Source organism: Pseudoduganella sp. jia 12 (assembly GCF_055502675.1).
In genome coordinates this window covers 180,875-194,389 of sequence record NZ_JBUXKP010000005.1, presented here as the reverse complement: position 1 = coordinate 194,389, position 13,515 = coordinate 180,875, and the positions used below count along the sequence as shown (strand labels likewise).

General features: G+C 65.4%; 12 protein-coding genes. 10 read left to right on the top strand and 2 right to left on the bottom strand.

The genetic code is table 11. From position 1 onward, the window contains the following. Nucleotides 1-30: 30 nt before the first annotated feature. The 9 genes from ACY65G_RS13055 to ACY65G_RS13015 all read left to right on the top strand — a co-directional run bounded on the left by ACY65G_RS13055 (nt 31) and on the right by ACY65G_RS13015 (nt 11,146). Nucleotides 31-948 carry an AEC family transporter gene (locus tag ACY65G_RS13055; RefSeq protein ID WP_464997790.1) on the top strand — a complete coding sequence of 306 codons (918 nt, stop codon included), beginning with the start codon at nt 31-33 and terminating at the stop codon, nt 946-948. Nucleotides 949-1,127: 179 nt separating this feature from the next. Next, nucleotides 1,128-2,114, top strand: coding sequence for a MerR family transcriptional regulator (locus tag ACY65G_RS13050; protein WP_464997789.1), 987 nt, complete (start codon nt 1,128-1,130; stop codon nt 2,112-2,114). Nucleotides 2,115-2,262: 148 nt separating this feature from the next. Beyond that, nucleotides 2,263-3,330, top strand: a complete 1,068-nt coding sequence (gene ftsY / locus ACY65G_RS13045) for a signal recognition particle-docking protein FtsY (protein ID WP_464997788.1) — start codon at nt 2,263-2,265, stop codon at nt 3,328-3,330. Between the two features lie 21 nt (nt 3,331-3,351). Further along, nucleotides 3,352-4,011 (top strand): cell division ATP-binding protein FtsE, encoded by a 660-nt coding sequence (locus ACY65G_RS13040; protein ID WP_464997787.1) that lies wholly within the window; start codon nt 3,352-3,354, stop codon nt 4,009-4,011. Then, nucleotides 4,008-4,922: a permease-like cell division protein FtsX gene (ftsX, locus tag ACY65G_RS13035; RefSeq protein ID WP_464997786.1), complete on the top strand. Its 915-nt coding sequence runs from the start codon at nt 4,008-4,010 to the stop codon at nt 4,920-4,922. The genes ACY65G_RS13040 and ftsX overlap by 4 nt, the downstream gene beginning before the upstream one ends. 493 nt (nt 4,923-5,415) lie before the next feature. Continuing rightward, a complete protein-coding gene (gene rpoH, locus ACY65G_RS13030; RefSeq protein WP_464998023.1) occupies nt 5,416-6,306 on the top strand; it encodes an RNA polymerase sigma factor RpoH in 891 nt (296 codons plus the stop codon). 337 nt (nt 6,307-6,643) lie between these two features. Then, the gene (locus tag ACY65G_RS13025; protein ID WP_464997785.1) at nt 6,644-7,108 is read left to right on the top strand and encodes a hypothetical protein; all 465 of its coding nucleotides are present in this window, start codon (nt 6,644-6,646) and stop codon (nt 7,106-7,108) included. After that, nucleotides 7,105-8,862, top strand: coding sequence for a gamma-glutamyltransferase (gene ggt, locus ACY65G_RS13020; RefSeq protein ID WP_464997784.1), 1,758 nt, complete (start codon nt 7,105-7,107; stop codon nt 8,860-8,862). Before ACY65G_RS13025 ends, ggt begins: the two co-directional genes overlap by 4 nt. Before the next feature lie 166 nt (nt 8,863-9,028). Then, a complete protein-coding gene (locus ACY65G_RS13015) occupies nt 9,029-11,146 on the top strand; it encodes a TonB-dependent siderophore receptor (RefSeq protein WP_464997783.1) in 2,118 nt (705 codons plus the stop codon). 51 nt (nt 11,147-11,197) lie between these two features. Here ACY65G_RS13015 and ACY65G_RS13010 read toward each other — a convergent pair whose 3' ends face one another. Together ACY65G_RS13010 and ACY65G_RS13005 are read right to left on the bottom strand one after the other, a co-directional pair. Continuing rightward, nucleotides 11,198-11,542, bottom strand: coding sequence for an antibiotic biosynthesis monooxygenase family protein (locus ACY65G_RS13010; RefSeq protein WP_464997782.1), 345 nt, complete (start codon nt 11,540-11,542; stop codon nt 11,198-11,200). Further along, nucleotides 11,539-12,603, bottom strand: coding sequence for a cytochrome P450 (locus ACY65G_RS13005; RefSeq protein WP_464997781.1), 1,065 nt, complete (start codon nt 12,601-12,603; stop codon nt 11,539-11,541). Before ACY65G_RS13005 ends, ACY65G_RS13010 begins: the two co-directional genes overlap by 4 nt. A 74-nt stretch (nt 12,604-12,677) precedes the next feature. Between ACY65G_RS13005 and ACY65G_RS13000 the strand changes: the two genes are divergently transcribed. Beyond that, nucleotides 12,678-13,445 carry a helix-turn-helix domain-containing protein gene (locus tag ACY65G_RS13000; RefSeq protein WP_464997780.1) on the top strand — a complete coding sequence of 256 codons (768 nt, stop codon included), beginning with the start codon at nt 12,678-12,680 and terminating at the stop codon, nt 13,443-13,445. Nucleotides 13,446-13,515 lie beyond the last annotated feature (70 nt).

Genomic DNA, 13,515 nt, shown 5'->3' with positions numbered 1-13,515 from the left:
ATATCGACCTGGCACCATTAGAATCGCACCATGCTTGCTTCCATCATTCCCGTCTTCCTGATCATCCTGCTGGGCGTGGCGATCCGCCGCTTCGGCTGGATGCCGGCCGAGTTCTTCCCGTCGATGGAAAAGTTCTCGTACAACGTGGCGTTTCCCGCCATGCTGTTCGCCGGCACCGCCCGGCTGTCGTTCGAGGGCGCACAGGTGGGCGAACTGGCGCTCGCCACGCTGCTGCCCACGTTCGCCGTGGTGATACTGACGCTGGGGGCACTGCTGCTGCTGCCGGCGCTGCCGGGTGCCAGCCGTTCGTCGGTCATGCAGGGCGCGATGCGCCCGAACACGTATTTCGGCCTGGCCGTGGCCGCGCTGTTCTTCCCGCCGGAAACGGCATCGCTCGTCATGCTGGCCCTGGCGCTGTGCCTGCCCGTGGTGAATGCCCTGTCGGTGGTCGCGCTGGCCTATTGGAGCGGCAGCAAGCCGAACCTGGCCAGCGTCGGCAGGACGCTGGCGAAAAACCCGATCATCCAGGCCACGCTGGCTGGTGTGCTCGTCAGCACGTTGGGCATCGAGTTGCCGAAAGCGCTGATGAACACGCTGGACATCCTCGGCAAGGCGGCCACCGCTTTGGGCCTGCTGTGCGTGGGCGGCGGCCTGGTCTTCACGCTGGACGGCGTGCGCCCGGCCGCGCTGACGGTGACTTCCGTGTTGAAACTGCTGGTGATGCCGCTGCTGGCGGCCCAGGTGTGCCTGCTGCTGGACGTGTCGCCGGAAGCGGCGCTGGCGGCGTGCTTCTATTGCGCGCTACCGACAGCGCCAAACGCCTATATCATGGCAAAACAGCTGGGAGGCGATGCACGCCTGATGGCGTCGCTGATCACGCTGCAGACGCTGCTGGCCCTGGTCACCGTGCCACTGAGCCGGCAATTCATGCCTTGGCTCGGCGCCTGATCGCTGACCGGCACAAATTTTTTGCGTGCATTTGTCCATGACATGAGTCGTGGAAGAACGTAAATAAAATGCATCCCGGCATCCTGCCTGCGCATGTCATGGACAAGCCAGGCAGGTTGCATGACCACCCCTGGCATCCGGAGCCATGCTGTAATTTTTCCCCAAGAAAAGGCATTAAAATGCTGCACGCCCCAGAGCAGGAATCCCCCGCGCAGATGAACAACCCGATGCCTTTTTCGCCCATACCGTGCACGATCAGCGATGTCGAGCGCGATACCGGCGTGGCCAAGGAAACGCTGCGCGTATGGGAACGGCGCTATGCCTTTCCGCAGCCGCAACGCGACCCGTTCGGCGAACGGCTGTACCCGGTCGAACAGGTGCACAAGCTGCGCCTCGTCAAGCGCCTGATCGATCTTGGTTTCCGGCCGGGCAAGGTCATCGGCTATACGGCCCAGGAACTGCAGGCCCTGGCCGAGAAAACAGCCACCGGCAGCCGGCCGCGCCCCCATCGCGCGACCGAACTGGCGCCTTACCTCGACCTGTGCCGCGCGCACGACAGTGATGCGCTGCGGCGCAAGCTGTCACAGGCGTTGCTGGTAATGGGCTTGCGCAACTTCGTCATCGACCTGATGGCCCCGCTGACAGGCGCGATCGGCGATGCCTGGGCATGCGGCGACCTTGGCGTGTGGCAGGAACACCTGATCACGGAAACGCTGCAGATGGTATTGCGCAGCGCGATATTCTCGATGCCGTCGACCAACCCGCTGAGCGGCACGCCGCGCCCACGCATCCTGCTGACCACCACGCCGCAGGAAAAGCATGGCCTGGGCTTGCTGATGTCCGAAGCACTGATGGTGGCCGAAGGCGCCGGCTGCTATTCGCTGGGCCCGCAAACGCCGCTGCCCGACATCGTCGAGGCGGCCCGCGCGCTGCAGGTGGACGTGGTGACGCTGTCGTTCTCGTCGTCGATGAATACCCGCCACGTGCTCGATGCGCTGAAGGAATTGCGTGCCCGGCTGCCGGACTCCGTGGCGCTCTGGGCCGGCGGCGGCAATGCCGCGCTGCGCCGTCGCGCCCCGGCATTCGTGCAAGTCCTGACACTGCCGGACGTGGCCGGTGCGCTGGCCGACTGGCGCAATGGGCAGCGTATGCCCACGGTTGCCTGAAGCGCGACAGGCGGGTTTCCGGGGCAATCCGCGTGAAACACGGGAAATACCCTTTAAGCAAGGTTTCAGGTGCGCTCTGGTAGAATAGCGGGCGCAAGGAACCATTCCCAGCGTGTTACCGGTTCGATACCGGCTGCCCCCACGACACATGTTCAGCTTCTTCAAGAAAAAATCCGTCACGCCCGACGTGCCGCCGGCCGCTCCTGCGGACCAGGCGCCCGCCCCCGTTTCCGCTCCTGTTTCCGCCCCTGTTTCGGCTCCCCCTTCGGCTCCCGCGCCACTTCCGTTCGAAGTCGAAACGGCACCGCGCCCGGAACCCAAACAGTCCTGGATGAACCGGCTCAAGGCCGGGCTGTCGAAAACGTCCGCCAACCTGTCGCTGCTGTTCGTCGGTGCGCGCATCGACGACGATCTGTACGACGAGCTGGAAGCGGCGCTGCTGATGGCCGACGCGGGCATCGATGCCACCGAATACCTGCTCGATGCGCTCAAGCGCAAGGTCAAGGAGGACAAGCTGACCGACGCCGCAGCCGTCAAGGTGGCGCTGAAGGCATTGATGATCGACCTGCTGCGGCCGCTCGAGAAACCCTTCGTGCTCGGCCGGCACCAGCCGACGGTGATGATGATTTCCGGCGTCAATGGCGCTGGCAAGACCACCACGATCGGCAAGCTCGCCAAGCATATGCAGGCGCACGGCCAGACCGTGCTGCTGGCCGCCGGCGACACGTTCCGCGCCGCCGCCCGCGAGCAGCTGATGATCTGGGGGCAGCGCAACAACGTGACCGTGGTGTCGCAGGAATCCGGCGACCCGGCCGCCGTGTCGTATGACGCGGTACAGTCCGGCAAGGCGAAAGGCACCAATGTCGTCATGATCGACACGGCGGGCCGCCTGCCGACCCAGCTGCACCTGATGAACGAACTGCAGAAGATCAAGCGCGTGATCGGCAAGGGCATGGACGATGCGCCGCATGAAACGCTGCTCGTCATCGATGGCAACACCGGCCAGAACGCCCTCACCCAGGTGAAGGCGTTCGACGATGCGCTGCAGCTCACGGGCCTGATCATCACCAAGCTGGACGGTACCGCCAAGGGCGGCGTGCTGGCCGCGATCGCGCGCGTGCGCCCGGTGCCCGTGTACTTTATCGGCATCGGCGAAAAGATCGAAGATCTGCAACCGTTCGACGCCGAGGAATTCGTCGAAGCCCTGCTCGGCTGAGGGCACCAGAAAAAAGCGGCCATGATCGAATTCGCCAACGTCACCAAGCAATACACCTCCGAGACCACCGCGCTGCGCGACGTGACACTGACGGTCGCCAAGGGCGAACTGGTCTATCTGGCAGGCCCGTCGGGCGCCGGCAAGTCCACGCTGCTCAAGCTGATCGCCGCGATGGAACGCCCCACTTCGGGCCAGGTCACCGTGAACGGCACCGACATCGGCCGCCTGAAGAGCGCCGGCGTGCCCTTCCTGCGCCGTAACCTGGGCCTGATCTTCCAGCAGCAGCGGCTGCTGACCGATCGCACGGTGCTGGCCAACGTGATGATGCCGATGCTGGTCACGGGCCTGCCCCGCGGCCAGGCGGCAGAGCGCGCCCGCGCGGCACTGGACAAGGTGGGCCTGCTGGACCGTGCGTCGGCCAGCCCGCTCGCGCTGTCCGGCGGCGAGCAGCAGCGCGTGTCGATCGCGCGGGCGATCGTCAACCGGCCGCAGATCATCCTGGCCGACGAACCGACGGCGAACCTGGACCGTGCCAGCGCGAACAAGGTATTCGATGCGCTGCGCGCGTTCAACAAGGCCGGCGTTACCTGCCTGATCTCCACCCACGACGAGCTGGTGCTGGACAGCGCCACCCGCGTGATCCAGCTGCAGCGCGGCGAACTGCTGGCGGAGGCCGCATGAGCGTGTGGCTGCGTCAACATGGCTATGCGCTGGGCTCCGCGCTGGTGCACCTGCGCCGCGCGCCGGGCTCGTTCTTCTTCAATATCCTCGTCGTGGCGATCGCGCTGGCGCTGCCGTTCGCCGGCGTGACAGTGCTGGACAATATCCGGCCGATGTCCGAACAGATGGCCGTCGATCCGGAACTGTCCGTGTTCCTGAAGCAGGACTTGCCGCGCGAGCACACGCAGGGCATGGCCGGCTCGCTGCGCGCGGCCGCGAAAAACGCCCGGATCGTGTTCGTGCCCCGGGAAAAGGCGCTCGAGGAGTTACAGGAAAAGAATGGCGTGGCCGGCGTGATCGACACGCTGGGCGAAAATCCGCTGCCGGACAGTTATGTCGTTCGGCTCGACGCTTTCCAGAGCGCGGCGGAGAGTGTCCATGTGGACGAGATCGCCGAACGCATCCGTGCCATTCCCGGCGTCGAATCGGTGCAGGTCGATTCGGAATGGGTCAAGCGGCTGGCCGCACTGCTGGGCGTGCTGCGCGTGGGCCTGATGCTGCTGGCTGCCACGCTCGGCACCGTGGTCGTGGCGGTCGTGTTCAACACGATCCGGCTGCAGGTGCTCACGCAACGGGAGGAAATCCTCGTATCGCGGCTGATCGGCGCCACCGACACGTATATCCAGCGCCCGTTCTATTACACGGGGGCGTTGCTGGGGCTGTGCGCCGGCATCGTTGCGCTGGGCGCGGTGGCCCTGTCGCTGCGACCGCTGAACCGGGCCATTGCCGAGTTCGCCCGGCTGTATGCTTCGGAATTCCAGCTGTCCCCGCTCGAACCGCTGGCGATGGCGTTGTTGCTGGCCCTGTCCGCCGGCCTGGGTCTCGTTGGCGCGGCCTTGTCGGTACGGCGGCAACTGAAGCGGCTGTCCTGACAGGGCTTTACCGGTCCTGTCCCGATAAGGTTCGGCCCTTGCAATCGGGCGGGCCGCCCTTATCTGTTTGTTCACACCTTCCTGCCGGCGTACAAAGTCGTTGGCTGCGGTCCTACACGCCTCCCCGGCCCATCGTGCGTTCACGCACAGAGTGCGTTGCGCCCTGTCGATAATCTTGATCCCAATCCTTTGATCCAGCTCAAATTCTGGCAAGTAATAAATGCCGGCGTGAGCCGTATTCCAGGCCTAACGGCTAGTATCGAGCCATAGTATTTTGGCTATCGGGGCCATTGAATAGTCTAGATTGGCACTCCTTAGTGGAGAGTGCTAATATATGTTCAAACGCAACGTTGAACACGGCAAAGCTTGACAGACAGCCCTTGCCGGTGGTTAAGACCGAATTAAGTTCGACACTGCATGCTGTATGCAAATGTCGTGCTGCAATCCCGCAGCGTGACGGAGCAAGACCTTCAAGCGAGGAATGAAAATGACTATGTCCACACCTTCCGCCCTCGTTCCAGCCGGAACCAGTGCACTGGGACTCGGGTTCAGCGGCAACCTGGGTAACCTGGACGCCTACATTTCCGCTGTGAACCGCCTGCCGATGCTGACGCATGAAGAAGAAGTCTCGCTGGGCCGGCGCCTGAAGGAAAACAACGACCTGAAGGCGGCTGAAAAGCTCGTGCTGTCCCACCTGCGTCTCGTCGTATCGATCGCCCGCGGCTACCTGGGTTATGGTCTGCCGCATGCCGACCTGATCCAGGAAGGCAACATCGGCCTGATGAAGGCGGTGAAGCGCTTCGACCCGGACCAGAACGTGCGCCTCGTGTCGTACGCGATGCACTGGATCAAGGCCGAGATGCACGAGTACATCCTGAAAAACTGGCGCCTGGTGAAAGTGGCGACGACGAAGGCACAGCGCAAGCTGTTCTTCAACCTGCGCAGCCATAAAACGGGCCTCGATGCGATGACGCCGGCCCAGATCGATGCGCTGGCGAAAACGCTGGACGTGAAGCGCGAAGAAGTGATCGAGATGGAAACCCGCCTGTCCGGACGCGATATCGCCCTGGAAGCGCCGACCGACGACGAAGACGACAAATTCTCGCCGATCGCCTACCTGTCGTCCGACCTGTCGGAACCGACCAAGGTGCTGGAAGCGGAACAGGTGACGCGCCTGCAGTCCGAAGGCCTGGAAACGGCACTGGGCAAGCTGGACGCGCGCTCGCGCCGCATCGTCGAAGCGCGCTGGCTGGCCAACGATGACGGTTCCGGCGCCACGCTGCACACGCTGGCCGACGAGTTCGGCGTCTCCGCCGAGCGGATCCGCCAGATCGAATCGGCCGCGCTGAAGAAAATGAAAGGCGCGCTGGCCGCTTACGTGTAACGCGCCCCGCGCCACCCAGAAACCCGGCTTTTACGCCGGGTTTTTTATTGCCCAAAACCGGGGTCAGACCCCGATCACGGGAAATATTGCCAAACAATGGGGTCAGACCCCGATTTTTGGAAATATTGCCAGAAAATGGGGTCTGACCCCGGTTTTTGGAAACAGATTGAAGAACCGACCTCCTCCGACTATTTCCTTAAAAATAGGGTCCGTCCCCATTTTTTGAGCAACTTTTGTTCTCGAACGCTCCATTTCCAGGCAGATAATGCTCAGCCGTGCGCTGCCAATAATAACAATTTGATAACCTCGCCTCCCCAGTCATTTGCATGGAGGACCTATGCAAGCCAGGTTTGTCGGCACCATTACCGGTGCGTTGATGTTCGGCGTGGTGGCCGCCTGTTCGGTCGAGCGCACGCAATCGGCGGCGGACGTGGCGGATGCCAAGCCGCGCAAGACCAGCGCCATTTATGCGCTGCGCCAGGGCGAAAGCGTGATGCTGGCGCCGGGCACCACGTTGAAGCTCGACCGCATCAACGACAGCCGCTGTAAGAAAGGCGCGGTCTGCGTCTGGGCCGGCTATATCAGCTACACGTTCACGCTGACGAGCCGCCTCGGCACGCGTAATTTCGTGCTCGCGGAAAACATGCCGAATGCGCAGCCCGCCATCACGCAGGATGGCCTGACGTTCGCGCTGGAAAAACTGGAGCCGCCCGAACCGCCCGCCCTGGACGAGGCGCTGCCGGATTATCGGGTAAGCTTGCGCGTATCCATCGTTCAACCGGCCCAGCCCGCCAAAACATGACCAGACGCCTCGTCGCCACCATCGTCCTGACCGCTCTCGGCACGGTCGCCATCGCGAAGACACCGGTGGCCACCGGCACCGGCGGCGCGGTGGCAACGATCAGCGAGCAGGCTTCGCAATCGGCGATCGCGATCCTGGACCGGGGCGGCAATGCGATCGACGCGGCCGTGGCCGCGGCGGCCACGCTGGGCGTGACCGACCCCTTCAGTTGCGGCATCGGCGGCGGCGGTTTCATGGTGGTGTACCTGGCGAAGGAAAAACGCGTGATCACGATCGATCACCGCGAAACGGCGCCGGCCGCATTCACGCCCGCGGTCTTCCTCGACAACGGCAAGGAGATGGATTTCGACACCGTGGTGGCCAGCGGCCAGTCGGTCGGCGTGCCGGGCACCGTGCGCGGCTGGGACGAAGCGCTGCGCCGCTACGGCACGATGTCGTTCAGGCAGGTGCTCGCGCCGGCGATCGACGTGGCCGGCAAGGGCTTCACGGTCAACGCCAATTTCTCCCGCCTGGTCGACGAGAACACCGGTAAATTCCGCCGTTTCCCGGCCACCGCCGCGCTGTACCTGAAGGATGGCAAGGCGCTGCCGCCCGGTGCGTTGCTGAAGAATCCCGGCCTGGCGCACGCCTATCGCACGCTGGCCAAGGGCGGCGTCAAGGCGTTCTATGAAGGGCCGCTGGCGCGCGCGATCGTCGATGCCGTCAACCGCCCCGCCACCGCGCCGGGTGTCGCCGTGCGTGGCGGCGCCATGACGCTGGCCGATCTCGCCAACTACGAAGCCCGCATCCGCCAGCCCGTGCGCAGCACCTACCGCGGCTACGAACTGTTTGGCATGCCGCTGCCCAGCAGCGGCGGCGTGACCGTGTTCGAGGCATTGAACATCCTGGAAGGCTGGGACCTGAAAGCGCTGCCGCGCCCGCAGGCCGAGCACCTGTACCTGGAGGCGAGCCGCCTCGCGTTCGCCGACCGCAATGCGTATCTCGCCGATCCCGAATACATCGATGCGCCTGTCGCGGGACTGCTCAGCAAGGAATACGCGGCGCAACGGCGCAAGCTCGTCGACGCGGACCGCGCGGCCGGCGGCCCCGTGGCGGCCGGCGATCCCTACCCCTTCCAGCAGGATGCCAGCGTGCCGCTGCGCCCCGCGGCTGCGGCTGGTCCTGCCACCAGGCTGCAGCAGGAAAGCGCGCATACCACGCACCTCACGGTATCGGACAAGGAAGGCAATATCGTCTCCTACACGTTCACGATCGAATCGTGGGGCGGCAGCGGCATCGTGGTGCCGGGCTACGGCTTCCTGCTCAATAACGAGATGACCGACTTCGATTTCGCCGGCCCCGCGCCGAACGTGCCGGAAGCGGGCAAGCGCCCGCGCAGCAGCATGGCGCCGACGATCGCGCTGAAGGATGGCAAGCCGGCATTCACGATCGGCAGCCCGGGTGGCGCAACGATCATCACCACCGTGCTGCAGACGATCGTCAATCACGTCGACCTGGGCATGCGCATGGACCAGGCCATCGACGCGCCCCGCCTTTCCGAGCGCAATGGCGCGGCCACGGACGTGGAACCGGGTTTCTCCGGCAGCCCGCAGGCCACGGCGCTTGCGCCCTTCCGCCAGCGCTGGGCGGACAAGCCGGAAGAAATCGGCGCCGCCAACGCGCTCGTGTTCAATCCGGACGGCACCGTGACCGCCGTCAGCGAAGGCCACCGCCACGGCATCGGCAGCGCGCTGGTGCAACAACGGGCCCACTGACGGCACGCCCGCAGTACAAGCTCAATTTTGCAGGCTTACTTTGCAGGCTCATGTTTCCTGACGGCGTTTTACCTGCTTTTACCCGTGATGGGCCAGTCACCGCCTGGCAAGCACTTGATATTCCATCTATAATGAGAATCGTTCTCATTCTCATTATTGGAAATCCATGCTGCCCCCGACCTTCTTCCCGCGCCCCAATCCCCTTGCCCTGGCCGCCGCGCTGCTGTGCGGCACCGTCCAGGCTGCCCCGGACACGCCGGTGCCGGAAGAAGCCGAGCAGCAAATGCAGACCGTCGTCGTGCAAGGAAGCGCCGAGGCTGAAAGCTATACGGCGAAAAACAGCACGGGTTCCGCAAGGCTCGACCTGTCGCTGCGCGACACGCCGCAATCGGTTTCCGTCGTCACGCGCGCGAAGCTGGACGACTTCCAGCTGGACGCCGTCAACGACATGCTGGAGACCGTGACCGGCGTGACCGTCGAGCGCGTGGAAAACGACCGCACCTACTACACGGCGCGCGGCTTCGACATCACGAACTTCCAGTATGACGGCGTGGGCACGCCGTTCGTGTTCGGCCTGGTAATGGGCGACCTGGACACGGTGATGTATGACCGCGTCGACGTCGTGCGTGGCGCCAACGGATTGATGTCCGCCACCGGCAACCCGTCGGCCACCGTCAACTTCCTGCGCAAGCGCCCGACGATCCCGTTCCAGGCGTCGGCGAACGTCACGGTCGGCTCGTGGGACAAGAAGCGCGTGGAAGCCGACATCGCCGGCGCGCTGAACGAGTCGGGCTCGGTGTCGGCCCGCATCGTCGGCGCCTACGAGGATGGCGACTCGTACCTCGACCGCTATTCGGCAAAGAAGAAAGTGTTCTACGGGGTGGTGGAAGCAAAACTGGACAAGGACACCACGCTGACCGTGGGCCACGCCAGCCAGGTCAACGATACGAAAGGCGGTATGTGGGGTGCGCTGCCGCTGATCTATTCGGACGGCACGCCGACCGACCTGCCGACCGGCTATTCGACGGCCGCCGACTGGACGCGCAACCACGTGGACAACCAGCGCACGTTCGCGGAACTCGTCCACCAGTTCGGCAACGGCTGGCGCGCCCAGGTGACCGCCACCCGCAACACGACGAAGACCGACGGCAAGCTGTTCTACACCTCTGGCGACGTCGACGCGGCAACCGGCCTTGGCCTCGTGTCCTATCCGTCGCTGTACGCATCGGATCTGAAGCAGAACCTGCTCGACGCTTCCGCCACCGGCCAGTTCACGCTGGGCGGACGCCGGCACGACCTGACGTTCGGCGCCAACTGGTCGCGCTCCACGCTCGACGACGTGTCGCACTACGGCCAGGGCATCGGCACGGCCCTCGTGGCGCTGGACCGGTGGACCGGCAGCTACCCGGAACCGGCATTCGATTCGGCGACCGATGGCAGCGCCTACGTGGACAGGCGCAAGTCCGCCTACGTGGCGGCAAGGTTCGACATCACCGATCCGCTGAAAGTGATCACCGGCTTCACGCACACGAAGGCGGACAGCACCGGCACCGCGTATGGCGTGACCAGGTTCAAGTCGAATGCCAGGACCACGCCCTACGTGGGCCTGACGTACGAGCTGACGCCGGCGCTGACCGCCTACACGAGCTACACGGAAATCTTCAATCCGCAAAGCGAGACCGATGAAAGCGGCGCCACGCTCGACCCGATGGAAGGCCGCACGGCGGAGGCGGGCATCAAGGGCGAATGGTTCGGCGGCAAGCTCAATGCCGCCGCCTCGGTCTACAGGACGAAGCAGCTGAACACCGCCGAACAGGCCGGCATCACCAGCGCCGGCAAGGCCTGGTACCGCGGCATCGATGCCGAATCGAAGGGTGTCGAACTGGACGTCTCCGGCGAACTGGCGAAGGGACTGCAGGTCAGCACCGGCTTCTCCGTGATGAACCTGGAAGACCCGGACGGCAACACCGTCAAGACCTACATGCCGCGCCGCCTGCTGCGCGCTTCGGCCACCTACCAGGTACCGTCGCTGCCGCAACTGCGCGTGGGCGCCAACGTCAACTGGCAGGACGACATCTACCGCAACGAGGCGAACGGCGTGATCCGCCAGCCGTCGTATGCCACGCTGGGCCTGATGGCACGCTACGACATCGACCGGAACCTGTCGGTGGCGGTCAACGTCAACAACGTGACGGACAAGCGCTACCTCACGAGCCTGTACTGGAGCCAGAGCTACTACGCGGCGCCGCGCAACGCCAGCGTGACGCTGAACTGGAAGTATTGAGGCGGCAGCGCTTCAGCCCTTGTTTTCAATTCTCGATTTCAGCCCTCGGTTTCAACCATGATGGGTGCGGGAATCGGCCGGCGCTTCTTCCCGCTCGCGCATGCCGTAGTCGCGAATGACGCCGGCGATGCGCAGCCGGTAGTCGGCGAACAGTGCCTCGCGCCCCGCCTGCTGTGCGGCGCGGTGCGCTTCGAGCGTGCGCCATTGCACCAGCGCCGCCTCGTCGCGAAAGAACGACAGCGACAGCAGCTTGCCGGGATCGGCCAGGCTCTGGAAGCGCTCGATGGAAAGAAAGCCGTCGATGTCCTCCAGCAGCGGCCGCAGCGCCGCGGCACGGTCCAGGTATGCCTGCTTGCCGTCAGGGTGCGGCATCACTTCGAAGATCACGGCGATCATGGTGCATCCTTTTCAATAAAGGCGGGCATGCGGGCATTCACGGATTGCCGGTAGCGCCAGCCCACGCGGGGCAATGGCCCGGCTGCGTCCAGCGCCTGCATGGCTTCCATCGCGATGGTTCGTGCCAGCCGCTGGCCCGGGCAGGCATGGCGGCCTTCGCCGAAGCCGGCCGTGCCCGCCAGCACCAGCAGCAACGCGTGGCCGGCCGGAATGTGCGCACCGGCGATGCGGATATCGACGGCCGCGAACCGGCGCGTGTTGTGGATGGCCGGATCGCGCGCCATCACGGCCGGCACCAGCAGCGCTGGATCGCTCGCGTCGCCACGCAACCGGGCCACGATGCAATTGCCGAGCAGGCCGGCCGTCGCTTCGAACGTTTGTGTCATCAGGCCAGCGAGGTTGGCGAGCAGCACATGCTCGTCCGGCCACTGCGCACCGGTCACGCCGGCCAGCAAGGCTGTCCTTCTCTCCTGCCGCACGAGGCGGTGCAGCGCATCCAACAGCGCTTTCGCCGCATCGTGCGCCGCCGCGATTTCGCTCGCAGACGCCAGCGGCGACAGGCACGCCACGTAGCGGGCCACCAGCGCCGCGATGCGCGGCAATTCCTTGTCGTTGAAACCCAGCAGGCTGGCGACCGTGCACACCGGCACGCCGCGCACAAATGCATCCAGCGTGACGGCCTCGCGTACCCCGGCGGCCATGCGTGCGGCAATGCTTGCCGCGCGGTCCGCCACGGTCGCCACCGGCAATTCGGCCAGCGCCCGTTGCAGCGCGGCCTTGGGCGCGGCATGGCGTGCGCCGTCGTTCATGCGCACCAGCGCGCCGAACAGGTCGCCCGCCGGGCCGGCCAGCGCGGCCGGCACCGGTTCATGCACGGGCCGCACGCGGCAATCCGGGTGCGCCAGCAGATCGCGCACCGTGCCGGGATGCGCGGCAACCCACAGTCGCAAGCGCTCGTCGCAACGGGGGACCGTATCCGCCGCCAGTGCGGCGTAAAAGGGATAGGGGTCCGTGAGGGTAACCGCCGCCACCGCGTCGATGGGCCATTGGCCGGTGTCCATGCTGTTCCTTTGCTTGATGGGAGGGATGCAGTATCCTGAAAAAACCACACCGATACTTCGCCCGGGACCGAATCATGGATGCAGCACGCGCCGGCGCACCGGCCACTACCGCCACTGTCGCTACTACCACCACTGTCGCCACCACCGCCACCACCGCCGACGATCGCCTGGCCCGCATCGCCGCCGCCATTGCCGAACCGGCCCGCGCGCGTATGCTGTGCAGCCTGCTCGACGGCCATGCGCGCACCAGCACCGAACTGTCGGTGGTGGCCGGTATCGGCCCGTCCACCGCCAGCGCGCACCTCGCGCGGCTGCACGAGGATGGCCTGCTGCGCCAGCTCGCGCAGGGCCGGCACCGCTACTACAGCCTGGCTGGTGGCGACGTGGCCGCCGCGCTCGAAGCGCTGCTCGTCGTGGCCGGTGTGCAGCGTGCCCCCTTCCTCACGACCACGCCGGACCGGCTGCGCGAAGCGCGCACCTGCTACGACCACATGGCCGGCGCGCTGGCCGTGCTGCTCAACGATCACTTCCTGGCGGCGGGCTGGCTCGTCGAGGATGGCGGCGCTTATGCGCTGACTGCGCAAGGAGAGGAGCGCTTCGCCGCGCTGGGGCTCGACATTGCCGCGCTGCGCGGCCAGCGCCGCCGCTTCGCCTGCCCCTGCCTCGACTGGAGCGAACGCCGGCCCCACCTGGGTGGCGCGCTCGGCGCGGGGCTGCTGCGGCTTGCATTGAACAAGGGCTGGGTCGAGCAGGACCTGGACAGCCGCGCACTCGGCGTTCCACCGCGCGGCCGGCGGCGCATGCTCGCCGCGCTGGGTGTCCCCGACCAGGCTGCGCGATGAGTCCTGCGGCGCAAGTTCCTCGCTGTTAGTCCGGCGCTGTAAGTCCGGCGCTGTAAGTCTCCGCCGTCAG